The organism is Streptomyces sp. HUAS CB01, from assembly GCF_030406905.1.
In the GTDB taxonomy this organism is placed as follows: domain Bacteria; phylum Actinomycetota; class Actinomycetes; order Streptomycetales; family Streptomycetaceae; genus Streptomyces; species Streptomyces chengbuensis.
On sequence record NZ_CP129137.1, the window covers coordinates 1,728,737 to 1,745,334 of the forward strand.

14 protein-coding genes are annotated in these 16,598 nt (G+C 72.0%); 8 read left to right on the forward strand and 6 right to left on the reverse strand.

Features of this window, described 5'->3' with window-relative positions; translation table 11 throughout:
- Positions 1–254 precede the first annotated feature (254 nt).
- From QRN89_RS07790 to QRN89_RS07800, 3 genes are all read left to right on the forward strand, one after another.
- Complete coding sequence (locus tag QRN89_RS07790; protein WP_290348609.1) at positions 255–1,181, forward strand: ABC transporter ATP-binding protein; 927 nt, start codon at positions 255–257, stop codon at positions 1,179–1,181.
- A 98-nt stretch (positions 1,182–1,279) separates the two neighbouring features.
- Positions 1,280–1,996, forward strand: coding sequence for an ABC transporter permease (locus tag QRN89_RS07795; protein ID WP_290353617.1), 717 nt, complete (start codon positions 1,280–1,282; stop codon positions 1,994–1,996).
- A 115-nt stretch (positions 1,997–2,111) separates the two neighbouring features.
- On the forward strand, positions 2,112–3,071 hold the full coding sequence (locus tag QRN89_RS07800; protein ID WP_290348610.1) for a COX15/CtaA family protein: 960 nt from the start codon (positions 2,112–2,114) through the stop codon (positions 3,069–3,071).
- A gap of 19 nt (positions 3,072–3,090) precedes the next feature.
- Here the strand turns inward: QRN89_RS07800 and QRN89_RS07805 are convergent, their stop codons facing one another.
- The 3 genes from QRN89_RS07805 to QRN89_RS07815 all read right to left on the reverse strand — a co-directional run bounded on the left by QRN89_RS07805 (position 3,091) and on the right by QRN89_RS07815 (position 5,671).
- Positions 3,091–4,173, reverse strand: a complete 1,083-nt coding sequence (locus QRN89_RS07805) for an amidohydrolase family protein (RefSeq protein WP_290348611.1) — start codon at positions 4,171–4,173, stop codon at positions 3,091–3,093.
- A gap of 115 nt (positions 4,174–4,288) precedes the next feature.
- The gene (locus QRN89_RS07810) at positions 4,289–4,630 is read right to left on the reverse strand and encodes a hypothetical protein (protein ID WP_290348612.1); all 342 of its coding nucleotides are present in this window, start codon (positions 4,628–4,630) and stop codon (positions 4,289–4,291) included.
- 93 nt (positions 4,631–4,723) lie between these two features.
- Positions 4,724–5,671, reverse strand: a complete 948-nt coding sequence (locus QRN89_RS07815; RefSeq protein ID WP_290348613.1) for a heme o synthase — start codon at positions 5,669–5,671, stop codon at positions 4,724–4,726.
- A 363-nt stretch (positions 5,672–6,034) separates the two neighbouring features.
- On the opposite strand from QRN89_RS07815, the gene tkt reads away from it, so the two are divergent.
- Genes tkt through pgl form a run of 5 tightly spaced genes read left to right on the forward strand, consistent with a single transcriptional unit; the run spans position 6,035 to position 12,716 of the window.
- Positions 6,035–8,137 carry a transketolase gene (gene tkt, locus QRN89_RS07820; protein WP_290348614.1) on the forward strand — a complete coding sequence of 701 codons (2,103 nt, stop codon included), beginning with the start codon at positions 6,035–6,037 and terminating at the stop codon, positions 8,135–8,137.
- Between the two features lie 34 nt (positions 8,138–8,171).
- Positions 8,172–9,314, forward strand: a complete 1,143-nt coding sequence (gene tal / locus QRN89_RS07825; protein WP_290348615.1) for a transaldolase — start codon at positions 8,172–8,174, stop codon at positions 9,312–9,314.
- A 5-nt stretch (positions 9,315–9,319) separates the two neighbouring features.
- Positions 9,320–10,852, forward strand: coding sequence for a glucose-6-phosphate dehydrogenase (gene zwf / locus QRN89_RS07830; protein ID WP_290348616.1), 1,533 nt, complete (start codon positions 9,320–9,322; stop codon positions 10,850–10,852).
- On the forward strand, positions 10,849–11,913 hold the full coding sequence (gene opcA / locus QRN89_RS07835) for a glucose-6-phosphate dehydrogenase assembly protein OpcA (RefSeq protein ID WP_290348617.1): 1,065 nt from the start codon (positions 10,849–10,851) through the stop codon (positions 11,911–11,913). The genes zwf and opcA overlap by 4 nt, the downstream gene beginning before the upstream one ends.
- On the forward strand, positions 11,910–12,716 hold the full coding sequence (gene pgl / locus QRN89_RS07840; RefSeq protein ID WP_290348618.1) for a 6-phosphogluconolactonase: 807 nt from the start codon (positions 11,910–11,912) through the stop codon (positions 12,714–12,716). The genes opcA and pgl overlap by 4 nt, the downstream gene beginning before the upstream one ends.
- A 72-nt stretch (positions 12,717–12,788) precedes the next feature.
- On the opposite strand, the gene QRN89_RS07845 is transcribed toward pgl, so the two are convergent.
- From QRN89_RS07845 to pgi, 3 genes are read right to left on the reverse strand one after another with little or no spacing between them, the layout of a single operon-like run.
- Positions 12,789–14,327: a PH domain-containing protein gene (locus QRN89_RS07845; RefSeq protein WP_290348619.1), complete on the reverse strand. Its 1,539-nt coding sequence runs from the start codon at positions 14,325–14,327 to the stop codon at positions 12,789–12,791.
- Complete coding sequence (locus tag QRN89_RS07850) at positions 14,324–14,824, reverse strand: PH domain-containing protein (RefSeq protein ID WP_290348620.1); 501 nt, start codon at positions 14,822–14,824, stop codon at positions 14,324–14,326. Before QRN89_RS07850 ends, QRN89_RS07845 begins: the two co-directional genes overlap by 4 nt.
- A 13-nt stretch (positions 14,825–14,837) precedes the next feature.
- Positions 14,838–16,502, reverse strand: coding sequence for a glucose-6-phosphate isomerase (gene pgi, locus QRN89_RS07855; RefSeq protein ID WP_290348621.1), 1,665 nt, complete (start codon positions 16,500–16,502; stop codon positions 14,838–14,840).
- Positions 16,503–16,598: the final 96 nt, after the last annotated feature.

Genomic DNA, 16,598 nt, shown 5'->3' on the forward strand with positions numbered 1-16,598 from the left:
GACCTGCGGAAACGATCATTCGTGAGATCGATTCCGTCCGGCCCCCCGCCGCCCGGCGAGGGCTCCGGGCGAGCCCTCGCACCCCCGCTGACCGGCGATTCGTCCCTCCCGAGGTGCCCGCCGCGGCCGGCCTCCGGAGGACTCCGCACCCCTCCTCCGGGGCACCCCGCGGATGGCCGGATCCATGCCCTCCCCGGGGCCGGGACACCGCCCGGGCCCCCGGCGGCCCGTCGCCCCTCCTTAGACTGCCCGGCATGAACAACGAGTCCGCCGTCCGGGTACGGGGCCTGGTCAAGCGGTACGGAGCCAGAACCGCGGTGGACGGGCTCGACCTCGACGTCCGCACCGGCACGGTCACCGCCGTCCTCGGCCCGAACGGGGCCGGGAAGACCACCACCGTCGAGACCTGCGAGGGCTACCGGCGCGCCGACGCCGGCACGGTCCGCGTCCTCGGCCTGGACCCGGTCTCCGACGCCGCCCGGCTGCGCCCGAGGATCGGGGTGATGCTGCAGTCCGGCGGCGTCTACTCGGGCGCCCGCGCCGACGAGATGCTGCGCCACATGGCGAAGCTGCACGCCCACCCCCTCGACGTGGACGCCCTGATCGAACGTCTCGGCCTCGGCTCGTGCGGCCGCACGACGTACCGGCGGCTCTCCGGCGGACAGCAGCAGCGCCTGGCACTCGCCATGGCCGTCGTGGGCCGCCCCGAACTGGTCTTCCTGGACGAGCCGACCGCCGGTCTCGACCCCCAGGCCCGCCGCGCCACCTGGAACCTGGTGCGCGAGCTGCGCGCCGACGGGGTGACGGTCGTGCTGACCACGCACTTCATGGACGAGGCCGAGGAACTCGCCGACGACGTCGCGATCATCGACGCGGGCCGGGTCGCCGCCCAGGGCACCCCAGAGCAGCTGTGCCGCGGCGGCGCCGAGAACACCCTCCGCTTCACCGGCCGCCCCGGCCTGGACCTCGGATCCCTGCTGAAGGCGCTGCCGGACGGCACCGCGGCGGCCGAGCTGACGCCGGGCGCGTACCGGATCAGCGGCACCGTCGACCCGCAGCTGCTCGCCACCGTCACCTCCTGGTGCGCGCAGCACGGGGTGATGCCGGACGGCATCTCGGTCGAACGCCACACCCTCGAGGACGTCTTCCTGGAGCTCACGGGGAAGGAGCTGCGGTCGTGACCGCTGAGGTGACCACGGACAGGACGTCCGGCGGGCCGGACTCGCCCGGGAGCACGGGCCGGTACGCCCCGAGGCCGGGCGGCGCGCCGGTCGTGCGGATGATCGCGGCGCAGGCGGCGCTGGAGACGCGGATGCTGCTCCGCAACGGCGAGCAGCTGCTGCTGACGGTGGTCATCCCGTCACTGCTGCTGGTGCTCTTCTCGACGGTCGACATCGTCGACACGGGAGAGGGCCGGGCCGTGGACTTCCTCGCACCCGGCGTCCTGGCGCTGGCCGTGATGTCCACCGCGTTCACGGGACAGGCGATCGCCACCGGCTTCGAGCGCCGCTACGGCGTGCTGAAACGCCTCGGCGCCTCCCCGCTCCCCCGGTGGGCCCTGATGACCGCCAAGACGCTCTCCGTCCTGGTCACGGAGGTCCTGCAGGTCGCCCTGCTGACGCTGATCGCCTTCGGGCTCGGCTGGTCGCCGCGGGGCGGTCCGGTCGCCGTGGCTCTGCTGCTGGTCGCCGGCACCGCGGCCTTCTCGGGCCTGGGTCTGCTGATGGCGGGCACGCTCCGGGCCGAGGCGACGCTCGCCGCGGCCAATCTGGTCTTCCTGCTGCTGCTGGTCGGCGGCGGGGTGATCGTGCCGCTGGACAGGTTCCCGGACCCGGCGCAAGCGGTCCTCGCGCTGCTGCCGATCTCCGCGCTCTCCGACGGGCTGCGCGACGTGCTCCAGCACGGCGCGGCCCTGCCGTGGGGCGATCTGGGGATCCTGACGGGCTGGGCGGTGCTGGGACTCGCGGCGGCGGCGCGGTTCTTCCGCTGGGAATGAGCCGGTCCGGGCCGCGCCGGGAAGGAGCCGGTCAGGGCCGCTCGCCGAGCCCTGTGACGAATCCCCGGGGGGCCCTCGTGAAAACACGCACAAGCACCCCTCTACGATAGTCGCCGTGCAAACCCCCCTCGCCTACATCGCCAAGCGCTGGACGCCGTCCCCCGAGGTGCTCCGGCGAGCCGCGCTCGCGCCCGTCGTGATGAGCGTGGTCATCATCGTCACCGGCGGCGCGGTCCGGCTGACCGGTTCCGGTCTCGGCTGCGACACCTGGCCCAAGTGCACGGACGACAGTCTGTTCGCGACGCCCGAACAGGGCATTCACGGCGCCATCGAGTTCGGCAACCGGATGCTGACGTACGTCCTGTCGGCGGCGGTCGGCTGGGCCATCATCGCGGCGCGCTCCACCAGGCCGTGGCGGCGGGGGCTCACCCGGCTCGGCTGGGCGCAGTTCTGGGTCGTGATGAGCAACGCCGTTCTCGGCGGCATCACCGTGTGGGCGGGCCTCAACCCGTGGACGGTGGCCGGGCACTTCCTCGCGGCGAACGCGCTGCTGACGGTCGCCACGGTCACCTGGATCCGGGCCGGCGAGGGCGACACCGCGCCCCGGCCCCGGGTCCCGCTCCCCGTGCGGCGGCTGTCCTGGGCGCTGACCGGCGCGGCGGGCCTGCTGATCGCGGCGGGCACGATCGTGACCGGCTCCGGCAAGCACGCCGGAGACAGCAGCGACGTGCCGAGGATGCCGTTCGACTGGGTGGACGCGGCCCATGTGCACGCCGCGCTGGCCTGGCTGGTCTGCGTGCTCGCCGTGGGGATGTGGCTGGCGCTGCGGATCGTGGACGCGCCCGACGACACCCGGGCCCGCGCCCGGGAACTGATCTGCGTACTGGTCGCGCAGGGCGCCATCGGCTATGTGCAGTTCTTCACCGACGTGCCGGAGCTGCTGGTCGGCGCCCACATGCTCGGCTCCTCGCTGATGTGGATCGCCGTGCTGCGCCTGGCCCTGAGCCTGCGGGAGCGTCCGCTCGCCGCCCCGGGCACCGCGGCCGCGCCCGACGCCGCCCTCACCGCGGCCTGACGCGCCCCGAGCCGGCGGTTCAGCCGGGGAGGCCGTAGACGCGGCGGGCGTTGTCCGCCGCGATCATCCCGGCGACCCGCTGGGCGTCCGCCCGGCACCAGGCGCCGTCGCCGACCCAGCCGCCGAGCACCCGGTCCAGTGCCTCCCGGAAGATCCGCGCTCCCACGACATGGAGCTCGGGCAGCCCCCGGGCCCCGCTGGAGAACAGCAGCTTCCCGAACGGGGCGTGCTCCAGGGTCTCGGCGAGGACGGTCGCGGCCCCGGCCCCGGTGTGGGCCAGGGCGGGCCCGACGTCGGCGTACACGTGCGGGAAGACGCTCGCCAGATGTGCCGCGTGGCGGTGGTACGGATAGCCGTGGAGCAGCACCAGATCGGTGCCCAGGCCCGCGGTGGCCGCCGCGAAGCCGGCCAGCGGCAGCGGATCGCCCACCCCGACGTGGATCTGCAGGGGCCGCGCCGCGGCGACGGCGACCCAGAGCAGATGACGCAGCAGTACCGGGTCGGTGAGCCGGCCGCCGACCGCACGGCCCTCCAGCCAGCGCCCGGTCGCACCGCGCACCTCGCCGGGCCCGGGTGGTTCGGGTTCGACGGAGATCCCGTGCCGCACCCCCGTGACGGAAGTGAAGGCGACCGCCGAGTCGGCCGCGCCGTGCACGGCCTCGGCGAGGTTGGCGAGGAACGAGTCGACGGTGCCCGAGGTGTCGGCGACCTGTTCGGCGAGCAGTTCCAGCCGCACGATCTCGTGTGCGTCGGCCATGCCCGCCGCGGCGATCTCGGGAACACCGGTGAGGTCGCCGGGCAGTCCGGTGTCCACGAGGTAGGTGGAGATGCCGGTCGCCCGCAGCAGCCGCCTGCCGGATTCCAGGACGCCGAGCTCCCGGCGCCGCGCGAGGTAGCTCGCGGGCGGGCAGTGCGGTTCCAGGCCGAGCAGCGGCGGGCACCAGCGGCGTACGGCGAAACCGGTCTGGGTGTCGAAGAAGGTGGTGCCGGGCGCGGGCGGCCCGGCGGTCCTGCCGAGGTGGGCCTCGAAGGTACCGAGGCCCAGTTCCGTGCGGAGGACGCCGTGGCAGTACTGATCCACCAAGGACGGCGTGTCGATCATCCGGGGCTCCCAGCGGTGGACGTCGTTCCACCCGTCCTAACGGGTGAGCCCCGCGCGAGGTGTTGCCCCGGACCGCAACGGCCCCTCTCCGGTGCCCGTGCAGGGCACGGAGCGGTCAGCCGTTCGACGGGCCGCCGATCTGGATACCGGCCATCCGCGTCCACTCGTACGGTCCGGTGCGCACCTTCAGCGCGTAGTCGCCGTCGAAGGACTCGTGCAGGGTGATGCCGGACTTCTCCGCGGCCCTGACGGCGATCTCGTGGGTCGGCGCGACCAGGTCGCCCCAGCCGCCGTCCTCACCGACGAGCACGATCCGGGTGCCCGCCTGGCCGATGTACGCGAGCTGGCCCTCGGCGCCGCCGTGGGCCTTGGCGAAGGCGCCGATCTGCTTGGCGAGCCTCGCCGCCTTCCGCTCGGTCTTCGCGGACTGCTTCTCGTCAACCTGGGTGTCTGCCATGACCAGGATGCTACTCGCGGGTAGATCGACTGGCGACCGCCTGGCCACGTGGCCTCGGCCACGCCGGGGCCCGTGTCCGCCCCGGGCCGGTGGTCAGCGCAGGAAGGGGTCCACGGCGACGGCGACGAACAGCAGCGAGACATAGGTGATGGACCAGTGGAACAGCCGCATCTCCTTGAGCTTCCCGCCCGTCACACCGGCCTTGGCCCGGCTCTGCAGCGCGTGCGCCTCCCAGAGCCACCAGCCGCCGGTCGCCAGCGCCACCGTCGTGTAGAACCAGCCGGTGTAGCCGAGCGGGGTCAGCAGCAGGGAGACCGCGACCATCACCCAGCTGTAGAGGACGATCTGGCGGGCGACGACCTTGTTCGACGCGACGACCGGGAGCATCGGCACGCCCACGCGCGCGTAGTCCTCCTTCACCTTCATCGACAGCGGCCAGTAGTGCGGCGGCGTCCAGAAGAAGATGACGAGGAAGAGGATGACGGCGGCCCACGACATCGAGTTGGTGACGGCGGACCAGCCGATCAGCACCGGCATGCAGCCGGCGATGCCGCCCCAGACGATGTTCTGCGCGGTGCGCCGCTTCAGCAGCATCGTGTAGACGACCACGTAGAAGAGGAGCGCGCCGAGCGCCAGGGCCGCGGACAGCCAGTTGACGAGCAGTCCGAACCAGAGCGTGGAGACCACGGCCAGGGTGATGCCGAAGACCAGGCCCTCGCGCGGCGACACCATGCCGGTGACCAGCGGGCGCTGCGCGGTGCGGTCCATCAGGGCGTCGATGTCGCGGTCGATGTACATGTTGAGCGCGTTGGCACCGCCCGCGGAGAGGTATCCGCCGACGCACGTGGCGATCACGAGCCAGAGGTCCGGCACACCCTGCGCGGCCAGGAACATCACCGGTACGGTGGTGATGAGAAGCAGCTCGATGATCCGCGGCTTGGTCAGCGCCACGAATGCCTTGACGCGGGCCCCGAACGGCCGATGGCCCCCCGGGCTGGGAGTCAAGACGACCCCGGCGGGTCGGGACTCGACGGCCGTCACGCACACCCCTGACAGAGAATTCCCAGCAAGCCTCACGGGGGCGCCCCTCATGCCCGGAGGGTCATGGAGGCGTGAACGCCCGGTGAAGGCTTGCGCGTACCACGCCACTCTAGACGTTGGCCCCATGCCGATCTTCGCGGGGGTGGGTCGTGTTGAGCGCTGCCGCCGCCCCGTCCGTAATCACCGGAGTCAGCCACCGACAACAGGCGAAGTCGGGCCGGTACCCGCAGGCTGGTTGATGTGTCCGATTGGAGAGACGTGCACCCGAAAGGATGCACGTTGCTGCGAGGGTAGGCTCGACAGCGCCCGGTAAACCCCTCAGGCACCGGGACCCGAACATGTGGAGAGGAGCCCTGACCCAGGGTGAGCACCAAGCCGACCACCACAGACCTCGAGTGGACCGCATTGGACCAGCGGGCCGTGGACACCGTCCGTGTCCTCGCCGCTGACGCCGTACAGAAGGTCGGCAACGGCCATCCCGGTACGGCGATGAGCCTGGCCCCCGCGGCGTACGTCCTCTTCCAGAAGCTGATGCGGCACGACCCCTCCGACGCGGACTGGACCGGCCGTGACCGGTTCGTGCTCTCCGCGGGCCACTCCAGCCTGACGCTCTACATCCAGCTCTACCTCGCCGGGTACGGCCTGGAGCTCGACGACCTCAAGTCCTTCCGCACGTGGGACTCCAGGACCCCGGGTCACCCCGAGTACGGCCACACGGTGGGCGTGGAGACGACGACCGGTCCGCTGGGCCAGGGCGTCGCCAACGCCGTCGGCATGGCCATGGCGGCGCGTTACGAGCGCGGCCTGTTCGACCCGGAGGCCGCTCCCGGCAGCTCCCCGTTCGACCACACCGTCTGGGCCATCGCCGGTGACGGCTGCCTCCAGGAGGGCATCTCGCACGAGGCGTCCTCGCTGGCCGGCCACCAGAAGCTCGGCAACCTGGTGCTGCTCTGGGACGACAACCACATCTCCATCGAGGGCGACACCGAGACCGCGGTCTCCGAGGACACCCTGCAGCGGTACGAGGCGTACGGCTGGCACGTCCAGCGCGTCGCCCCGCTGCCGAGCGGCGACCTGGACCCGGTCGCGCTGTACGAGGCGCTGAAGGCCGCCAAGGAGGAGACCGACCGGCCGTCCTTCATCGCCGTCCGCTCGATCATCGCCTGGCCGGCCCCGAACGCCCAGAACACCGAGGCCGCCCACGGCGCGGCCCTGGGCGACGACGAGATCGCGGCCACCAAGCGGGTCCTCGGCTTCGACCCGGAGAAGACCTTCGAGGTCTCCGACGAGGTCATCGGGCACACCCGCCGGGCCCTCGACCGCGGGCGCACCGAGCGCGAGGAGTGGGAGAAGGCGTTCGCCGAGTGGCGCGCCGCGAACCCGGAGCGCGCGGCGGAGTTCGACCGGATCCGTGAGGGCGAACTCCCGGCGGGCTGGGAGGAGAAGCTCCCGGTGTTCGAGACCGGCAAGGCGGTCGCCACCCGTGCCGCGTCCGGCAAGGTGCTGCAGGCGCTGGGCGCGGTCGTCCCGGAGCTGTGGGGCGGTTCCGCCGACCTCGCGGGCTCGAACAACACGACGATCGACAAGACCTCGTCGTTCCTGCCCGAGGGCAACCCGCTGCCGGAGGCGGACCCCTACGGCCGCACGATCCACTTCGGCATCCGCGAGCACGCGATGGCCGCGATCATGAACGGCATCACCCTGCACGGCAACACCCGTGTCTACGGCGGTACGTTCCTCGTCTTCTCCGACTACATGCGCAACGCGGTCCGGCTGTCCGCGCTGATGCACCTGCCGGTGACGTACGTGTGGACGCACGACTCGATCGGTCTCGGCGAGGACGGCCCGACCCACCAGCCGGTGGAGCACCTGGCCTCCCTGCGCGCCATCCCGGGCCTGAGCATCGTGCGCCCGGCCGACGCCAACGAGACGGCGATCGCCTGGCGCGAGATCCTCCGTCGCTGGACCAAGGAGTTCCGCGTGGGCACGCCGCACGGTCTGGCGCTGACCCGCCAGGGCGTGCCGACGTACGAGCCCAACGAGGACGTGGCCAAGGGCGGTTACGTCATGTTCGAGGCCGAGGGTCCCGGCGGGGAGAGCGCCGAGCCGCAGGTCGTACTCATCGCCACCGGCTCCGAGGTGCACCTGGCCGTGGAGGCCCGCGAGCAGCTCCAGAGCGAGGGCATCGCGACACGGGTCGTCTCGATGCCGTCCGTCGAGTGGTTCGACCAGCAGGACCAGGGGTACCGGGACGCGGTGCTGCCGCCCTCGGTGAAGGCACGGGTGGCCGTCGAGGCCGGTATCGGGCTGACCTGGCACCGCTTCGTCGGCGACGCCGGCCGGATCGTGTCGCTGGAGCACTTCGGCGCCTCGGCCGACGGCAAGGTGCTGTTCCGCGAGTTCGGTTTCACCCCCGAGGCGGTGGCCGCCGCCGCGCGGGAATCGATCGCCGCCGCCGCGCGCTGACGCCGGTATACGACTAGTAGGAGATGCAACTCTCATGACAGACGCACTCAAGCGCCTCTCCGACGAAGGCGTCGCGATCTGGCTCGACGACCTGTCGCGCAAGCGCATCACGTCCGGCAACCTGGCCGAGCTCATCGACCAGCAGCACGTCGTGGGCGTCACCACCAACCCGTCCATCTTCCAGAAGGCCATCTCGTCCGGCGACGGTTACGAGCCGCAGGTCTCCGACCTCGCCACCCGCCGGGTGACCGTCGAGGAGGCCCTGCGCATGATCACCACCGCGGACGTGCGCGACGCCGCGGACGTGCTGCGGCCGGTCTTCGACGCGACGGGCGGACAGGACGGCCGCGTGTCGATCGAGGTCGACCCGCGCCTGGCGCACAACACGGCGGCCACCGTCGCCGAGGCCAAGCAGCTGGCCTGGCTGGTGGACCGGCCGAACACATTCATCAAGATCCCGGCCACACGGGCCGGTCTTCCGGCGATCACCGAGGTCATCGGCCTCGGCATCAGCGTCAACGTCACGCTGATCTTCTCGCTGGAGCGCTACCGCGCGGTCATGGACGCCTACCTGGCCGGTCTGGAGAAGGCGAAGGCCGCGGGCCTGGACCTGTCGAAGATCCGTTCTGTGGCGTCGTTCTTCGTGTCCCGCGTGGACACCGAGATCGACAAGCGGCTGGACACCCTGGGCACCGACGAGGCGAAGCAGCTGCGCGGCAAGGCGGCCCTCGCCAACGCGCGGCTCGCCTACCAGGCGTACGAGGAGGTGTTCGGCTCGGCGGACTCGTCGACGCCGCCGTCGGAGCGCTGGGCGGCCCTCGACAGGGCGCAGGCCAACGCGCAGCGTCCGCTGTGGGCCTCGACCGGCGTCAAGGACCCGGCGTACCCGGACACGATGTACGTGGACCAGCTGGTCGCCCCGGGCACGGTCAACACCATGCCGGAGGCCACGCTGGAGGCGACCGCCGACCACGGGCGGATCACGGGCGACACGGTGCGCGGGACGTACGAGCAGGCCCGTGCCGAGCTCGACGCCCTCGAGAAGCTCGGGATCGCGTACGACGACGTCGTCCAGCTGCTCGAGGACGAGGGCGTCGAGAAGTTCGAGGCGTCCTGGAACGACCTGCTCAAGTCGACCGAGGCGGAGCTCCAGCGCCTCGCTCCTTCGGAGGGCTGAGCACCTTGACTCCCGCACACGGAGCGAATCCGCTTCGTGACGCCGCGGACCGACGGCTCCCGCGCATCGCGGGGCCGTCGGGCCTGGTGATCTTCGGCGTCACGGGCGATTTGTCACGGAAAAAGCTGATGCCCGCTGTGTACGATCTCGCGAACCGCGGGCTCCTGCCGCCGGGCTTCTCCCTCGTCGGCTTCGCCCGACGCGAGTGGGACGACCAGGACTTCGCGCACGAGGTCCACGAAGCGGTGAAGGAGCACTCGCGCACTCCCTTCCGGGAGGAGGTCTGGCAGCAGCTCATCCAGGGCATGCGCTTCGTCCCCGGCGAGTTCGACGACGACGACGCGTTCGAGACCCTGAAGAAGACCATCACGGAACTCGACCAGGAGCAGGGGACGGGCGGCAACTTCGCCTTCTACCTCTCGGTACCGCCGAAGTTCTTCCCCAAGGTCGTCAAGCAGCTGAAGAAGCACGGCCTCGCGGAGCAGAAGGACGGCGCGTGGCGGCGCGCCGTCATCGAGAAGCCCTTCGGCCACGACCTGGCGTCCGCGATGGAGCTCAACTCGCTCGTCCACGACGTGTTCGAGCCGGACCAGGTCTTCCGCATCGACCACTACCTGGGCAAGGAGACCGTCCAGAACATCCTGGCGCTCCGCTTCGCCAACACCCTCTTCGAGCCGATCTGGAACCGGTCGTACGTCGACCACGTGCAGATCACCATGGCCGAGGACATCGGCATCGGCGGCCGCGCAGGCTACTACGACGGCATCGGCGCCGCGCGCGACGTCATCCAGAACCACCTGCTCCAGCTGCTCGCGCTGACCGCGATGGAGGAGCCCGCCTCCTTCGAGGCGGACTCGCTGGCGGCGGAGAAGACCAAAGTGCTGGGCGCGGTGAAGCTGCCCAGGGACCTGGCCGCAGGCACCGTGCGCGCGCAGTACGGGGCCGGCTGGCAGGGCGGCGAGAAGGTGGTCGGCTATCTGGAGGAGGAGGGCATCGACCCCGGCTCCAAGACCGACACCTACGCGGCGATAAAGCTGGAGATCGACAACCGGCGCTGGGCGGGCGTGCCGTTCTACCTGCGCACCGGCAAGCGGCTCGGCCGCCGCGTCACCGAGATCGCGGTCGTCTTCCAGCGCGCGCCGCACTCCCCCTTCGACCGCACGGCCACCCAGGAGCTCGGGCAGAACGCCCTGGTCATCCGGGTCCAGCCGGACGAGGGCGTGACCCTGCGCTTCGGCTCGAAGGTGCCCGGCACCTCCATGGAGGTCAGGGACGTCTCCATGGACTTCGCCTACGGCGAGTCCTTCACGGAGTCCAGCCCGGAGGCGTACGAGCGGCTGATCCTCGATGTGCTGCTCGGCGACTCCAACCTCTTCCCGAGGGTCGGGGAGGTCGAGCTGTCCTGGAAGATCCTCGACCCGATCGAGGAGTTCTGGGAGAAGCACGGCAGGCCCGCGCAGTACCCAGCCGGGACGTGGGGTCCGGTCGAGGCGGACGAAATGCTCGCACGAGACGGACGGAGCTGGCGCCGGCCATGAAGATCGACCTTACGGACACCACCTCCGGCAAGATCAACAAGGCGCTGGTGCAGGGCCGGCGGGCCATCGGCACCCCGGCCGTCGGCATGGTCCTCACCCTCGTCATCGTCACCGACGAGGAGAACGCCTACGACGCGCTGAAGGCGGCCAACGAGGCGGCCCGCGAGCACCCCTCGCGCAAGCTCGTCGTCATCAAGCGCGTCTCCCGCTCGCCGCGCGACCGGGCCAAGGCGCGCCTGGACGCCGAGGTGCGGGTCGGCGCGGACGCGGGCACCGGTGAGACGGTCGTCCTGCGGCTCTACGGCGAGGTCGCCGACCACGCCCAGTCGGTGGTGCTGCCGCTGCTGCTGCCGGACGCGCCGGTCGTGGTGTGGTGGCCGGTGAACGCGCCGGTCAATCCGGCCTCCGACCCGCTGGGCGCGCTGGCCCAGCGCCGGGTCACCGACACCTACGCCTGCGAGCAGCCCATCGCCGAGCTGACCGCCCGCGCCGACGCCTACACCCCGGGCGACACGGATCTGTCCTGGACCCGCATCACCCCGTGGCGCTCGATGCTGGCGGCCGCGCTGGACCAGGTGGACTGGCGGGTCACCGGGGCCGAGGTCGAGGGCGAGGAGTTCAACCCGAGCTGCGAACTGCTCGGGATGTGGCTCGGCGACCGGCTGGACGTACCGGTGACGCGCACGGTCTCCGGCGGTCCCGGACTCACGGCCGTTCGGCTGCTGACGGGCAGCGGCACGATCGTGCTGGACCGGGCGGACGGCTCGCTGGCGACGCTGTCCATCGAGGGCCAGCCGGACCGCGCGGTGGCGCTGAAGCGACGTGACACCGCCGAGCTGATGGCCGAGGAGCTGCGGCGGCTGGACCCGGACGACATCTACGCCGCGACGCTGCGGTTCGGGGTCGACCGGCTCAACGAGGAGGGCGCCGCGGCCGGCGACGGCTCCACCGCGAGGAAGGCCGCGGCGAAGCGCCCGGACGCGGTCGCGGGGAAGTCCGGGGAGACGAGCGGGGAGAAGGCCCCCGCGAAGGCACCGGCGAAGAAGGCGGCGTCGAAGTGAGCGCCCCCCAACTCGTCGTCCACCGCGACAAGGAGCTGATGGCCCAGGCCGCGGCGGCCCGGCTGATCACGAAAATCGTGGACGCCCAGGCCGCCCGGGGCTCGGCGTCGGTGGTCCTCACCGGCGGGCGCAACGGCAACGGTCTGCTGGCCGCGCTCGCCGCGGCACCCGCGCGGGACGCCGTCGACTGGTCGAGGCTCGACCTGTGGTGGGGCGACGAGCGCTTCCTCCCCGAAGGGGATCCGGAGCGCAATGTCACCCAGGCCCGCAAGGCGCTGCTGGACTCGGTACCGCTGGACCCGGCCCGGGTGCATCCGATGCCCGCGTCGGGCGGACAGTACGGCAACGACGCGGACGCGGCAGCCGCCTCGTACGCGGAGGAGCTGGCCGCCGCCGCGGGTCCCGAGCACTACCGGTCGGCGGCTTCCGCCGCGGGCGGCGATGTGCCGGCGTTCGACGTCCTGATGCTGGGCGTGGGGCCGGACACGCACGTCGCCTCCCTGTTCCCCGAGCTGCCGGCGGTGCGGGAGACCGAGCGCACGGTCGTCGGTGTCCACGGCGCGCCCAAGCCCCCGCCGACACGCATCTCCCTGACGCTCCCGGCGATCCGGGCGGCCCGCGAGGTGTGGCTGCTCGCGGCCGGCGAGGACAAGGCGAACGCCGCGCGCATCGCCCTGTCGGGCGCCGGGGAGATCCAGGCCCCGGCGGCCGGTGCGTACGGCAGGTCGAGGACGCTGTGGCTCCTGGACGCCGCGGCCGCCTCCCAGCTGCCGCGCGATCTCTATCCGCCCGCCTCCGCCTGACGGGACCTCAGCACCTGGTGCGTACGGCCCGGTCCGCCCTTCCCCGGCGGACCGGGCCGTACGCCGTCCTGCTCACCCGCCGGACGGCGCGCCGGGGTCGCCGGGCCGTTCGAGGAACGGCTCCAGCAGGCCCGGCACCGCCCGGGCGGCGAAGTCCAGGATCTCGTGCCCGTCGGCGTCGTACACCGGGTACGCGCCGTCGCCCGCCGCCGTCGTCGCGGTCAGGGTGAGCAGCCCGGCACGCCGCTGGAACCACGACTGCTTCAGCGTCCAGCCGATGACACCGCCGCGCCGCAGCGCCACCGTGCCCCGCCGGACGGTCCCGCAGCGGGCGACCAGATAGTCGCCTTCCAGCGCATGACCCAGGCTCCGGTAGGCGTCCAGGGCCAGCAGCACCGCGAGCGGCAAGGCCACGGCCGCGCACGCCGCGGCCGCGTACAGCAGGGCGTCCGTCAGGCACAGCCCGAGCACGACGAGGACCAGGACCGGCACGAGGGCCGCCGCGAGCGCCCAGCGCAGTCTGCGCGAGCGCGCCGCACGCGGATGCGCGGTGAGGTGCGCGCCCGTCGGCGGGACCCCCTCCCGCAGCACCCGGGCCACGACGGCGTCGGCCACGGGCCCGGGCACGGGCGGGAGCAGCGTCCTGTGGTCGGCGTTCTTGTCCTCGTCGTCCTTGACCAGGCCGGTCGCCACGGCGTCCACCCGTGCGGCGCCGCACAGCCGCACTCCGAGGGGCTCGACCAGTTCCACTCCCCGCAGCCGCCGCTCCTCGATCGACAGCGAGCGGGACGTGAACAGGCCCCGGCGGACCCGCAGCGTGCCGCCCGGCTCGCGTTCCAGCCGGTAGCCGAACCACATCTCCAGCCAGAGGCCGAGCGCTCCGACGACTCCGGCGACCAGGGCGAGTGCGGCCAGCACCACGACCGTCCAGAGCAGCGGGGTGTCCCGGAACCGCTCCCCGACCCAGTCGATGACCTGGGCCTGCACCCCGAACCACTCGCTCACCTGCATCACCGCGCCGACCGCCGCTCCGCCGAGCAGGGGGGCGACGAAGGAGACCGGCGCATAGCGGATCCAGCGGGGGTCGAGGACCGCCAGCGTCCCTTCCCGGTCCGCCTCCGGTGCCTCCTCGGCGGCGCGGGCCAGCAGCTCCCGGCGCAGCCGCTCGCCCTCGGCCCGGGAGACCGGGTCGAGTTCCAGGGTGGACTCCCCGCCCCCGGTGTGTTCTCCGGTGCCGATCCGCACCTTGACCAGGCCGAGTATCCGCAGTAGCGGATGGGCCGTCAGATCGACGGTGCGAATGCGTTCGCGCGCCAGGGAGCGCCGCTTCACCAGCAGCAGTCCGGTGTGCAGTTCGGCGCGCTCGGGACCGATGCGGTACCGCGTGCGCCGCCAGCGCAGCCAGTCCGCGCCCGTGGCCAGGGCGACGAGCACCAGGGCCCCGGCGAGCACCCAGCCGAGCGCCTGCCACCACGGCATGCTCCCGGCGAGACCGAGCAGGACGGGCAGTCCGGCACCGCCCGCCACGCCCGCCATCACGGCGGCCGTGACGAGCACCGTGCGCCGGTCGAGCCCCCGCCAGTCCTCGTCCGGCCCGCCCGGGGTGCTCATGTGGCGTCCCCGGGGGTGGCCTGGGTGATCCGCGTCAGCTGCTCGGCCAGTGTGGCGGCGGCCTCGTGGTCCAGGCCCGCGATCCGGAGCGCGCCCTTGGAGGAGGCGGTGGTGACGGTGACGGTGGCCAGCCGGAAGAGCTGTTCCAGCGGGCCGCGCACGGTGTCGACGGTCTGGATCCGCGACATCGGGGCGATCCGCCACTCCTGCCAGAGGGCGCCCGTGCGGACGTACACGGCCTCGTCCGTGACCTCCCAGCGGTGGACCCGGTACCACCAGGAGGGGAGGAAGGCCGTGCCGGCCAGGCCCAGCACCGCCAGGGCCCCGGCCGCGAACCACAGCCAGGTCCTGGCGGGCCCGATGAACGCGCCGAGGACGGCGAGCACCGCCACCGGCACCGCCGTCGTCAGCAGGCACTGCGACCGCCACCAGGTGACGGCCCGTTCGTTCAGCGCGTTGTTCGGCGGCCTCAGCCGCACGGTCCCCTCCCCCGTCATCGGTTCGCCGCCCCTACGCCCCGCCGTCCAGCGGGCTCCGGCCGCGCAGCGTGCGGTACGCGGACACCAGCGCCGCGGTGGAGCTGTCGAGGTCCTCGCCGCCGCGGCCCTCGGTGAGGACGGGCTCCAGGCGCTTGGCCAGGACCTTGCCGAGTTCGACGCCCCACTGGTCGAAGGAGTCGATGTTCCAGACGGCGCCCTGGACGAAGACCTTGTGCTCGTAGAGCGCGACGAGCTGGCCGAGGACGGAGGGCGTCAGCTTCCCGGCGAGGATGGTGGTGGTCGGGTGGTTGCCGCGGAACGTCTTGTGCGGAACCAGTTCCTCCGGCACGCCCTCCGCCCGTACCTCCTCCGGGGTCTTGCCGAAGGCCAGCGCCTGGGTCTGGGCGAAGAAGTTGGCCATCAGCAGGTCGTGATGGCCCGCCGGCCCGGCCGGCAGTTCGTCGACGGGATCGGCGAAGCCGATGAAGTCGGCCGGAACGAGCTTGGTGCCCTGGTGGATCAACTGGTAGTAGGCGTGCTGCCCGTTGGTGCCCGGCGTGCCCCAGACGACGGGCCCCGTCTGCCAGTCGACGGGCTCGCCCTCGCGGTCGACGGACTTGCCGTTCGACTCCATGTCCAACTGCTGCAGATACGCCGTGAACTTGCTCAGATAGTGCGAGTACGGCAGGACCGCGTGCGACTGGGCGTCGAAGAAGTCGTCGTACCAGATGCCGAGAAGTCCCATCAGCATCGGCGCGTTCTGCTCCGGCGGGGCCGTGCGGAAGTGCTCGTCGACGAGGTGGAACCCGTCGAGCATCTCGCGGAAGCGCTCCGGGCCGATGGCGATCATCAGCGAGAGGCCGATCGCCGAGTCGTACGAGTAGCGGCCGCCGACCCAGTCCCAGAACTCGAACATGTTCGCCGTGTCGATGCCGAAGTCGGCGACCTTCTCCGCGTTGGTGGACAGCGCGACGAAGTGCTTGGCCACGGCCTCCTGGCCCGCGCCGAGCCCGCTCAGGAGCCAGTCGCGGGCGGTGGTGGCGTTGGTGATGGTCTCGACGGTGGTGAACGTCTTGGAGGCGATGACGAACAGCGTCTCCGCGGGGTCGAGGTCGTGGACCGCCTCGTACAGATCGGCCCCGTCCACGTTCGAGACGAAACGGAACGTCAGATCCCGTGCGGTGTAGGCGCGCAGCGCCTCGTAGGCCATCGCGGGGCCGAGGTCGGAGCCGCCGATGCCGACGTTGACGATGTTCTTGACGGGCTTCCCGGTGTGGCCGGTCCAGCGGCCCGAACGGATCTGCTCGGCGAAGGCGCTCATCCTGTCGAGCACGGCGTGCACGGCGGGCACCACGTTCTCGCCGTCGACCTCGATGACCGCGTCACGGGGTGCCCGGAGCGCGATGTGCAGCACCGCCCGGTCCTCCGTGATGTTGATCTTCTCGCCGCGGAACATGGCGTCCCGCAGCTCCGCGACACCGGTGGCGGCGGCGAGGTCGCGCAGCAGCGCCAGCGTCTCGTCGGTCACCCGGTGCTTGGAGTAGTCGAGATGCAGATCGCCGGCCCGCAGGGTGTACCGGCTGCCGCGCTCGGGGTCGGCGGCGAACAACTCCCGCAGATGCGTGTCCGCCATCTGCTCACGGTGCTTGGTCAGAGCAGCCCACTCGGGCCTCCGGTTGAGCCGGATTGCGTTCATCTTCAGCCCACTTCTTCTCGTACCTGACTGCGTGCCCCGCTGCCCCACCAACCTAGTTGATCGTGAGGGCGGGCGGCGCGACGCAACGGCGTGCGG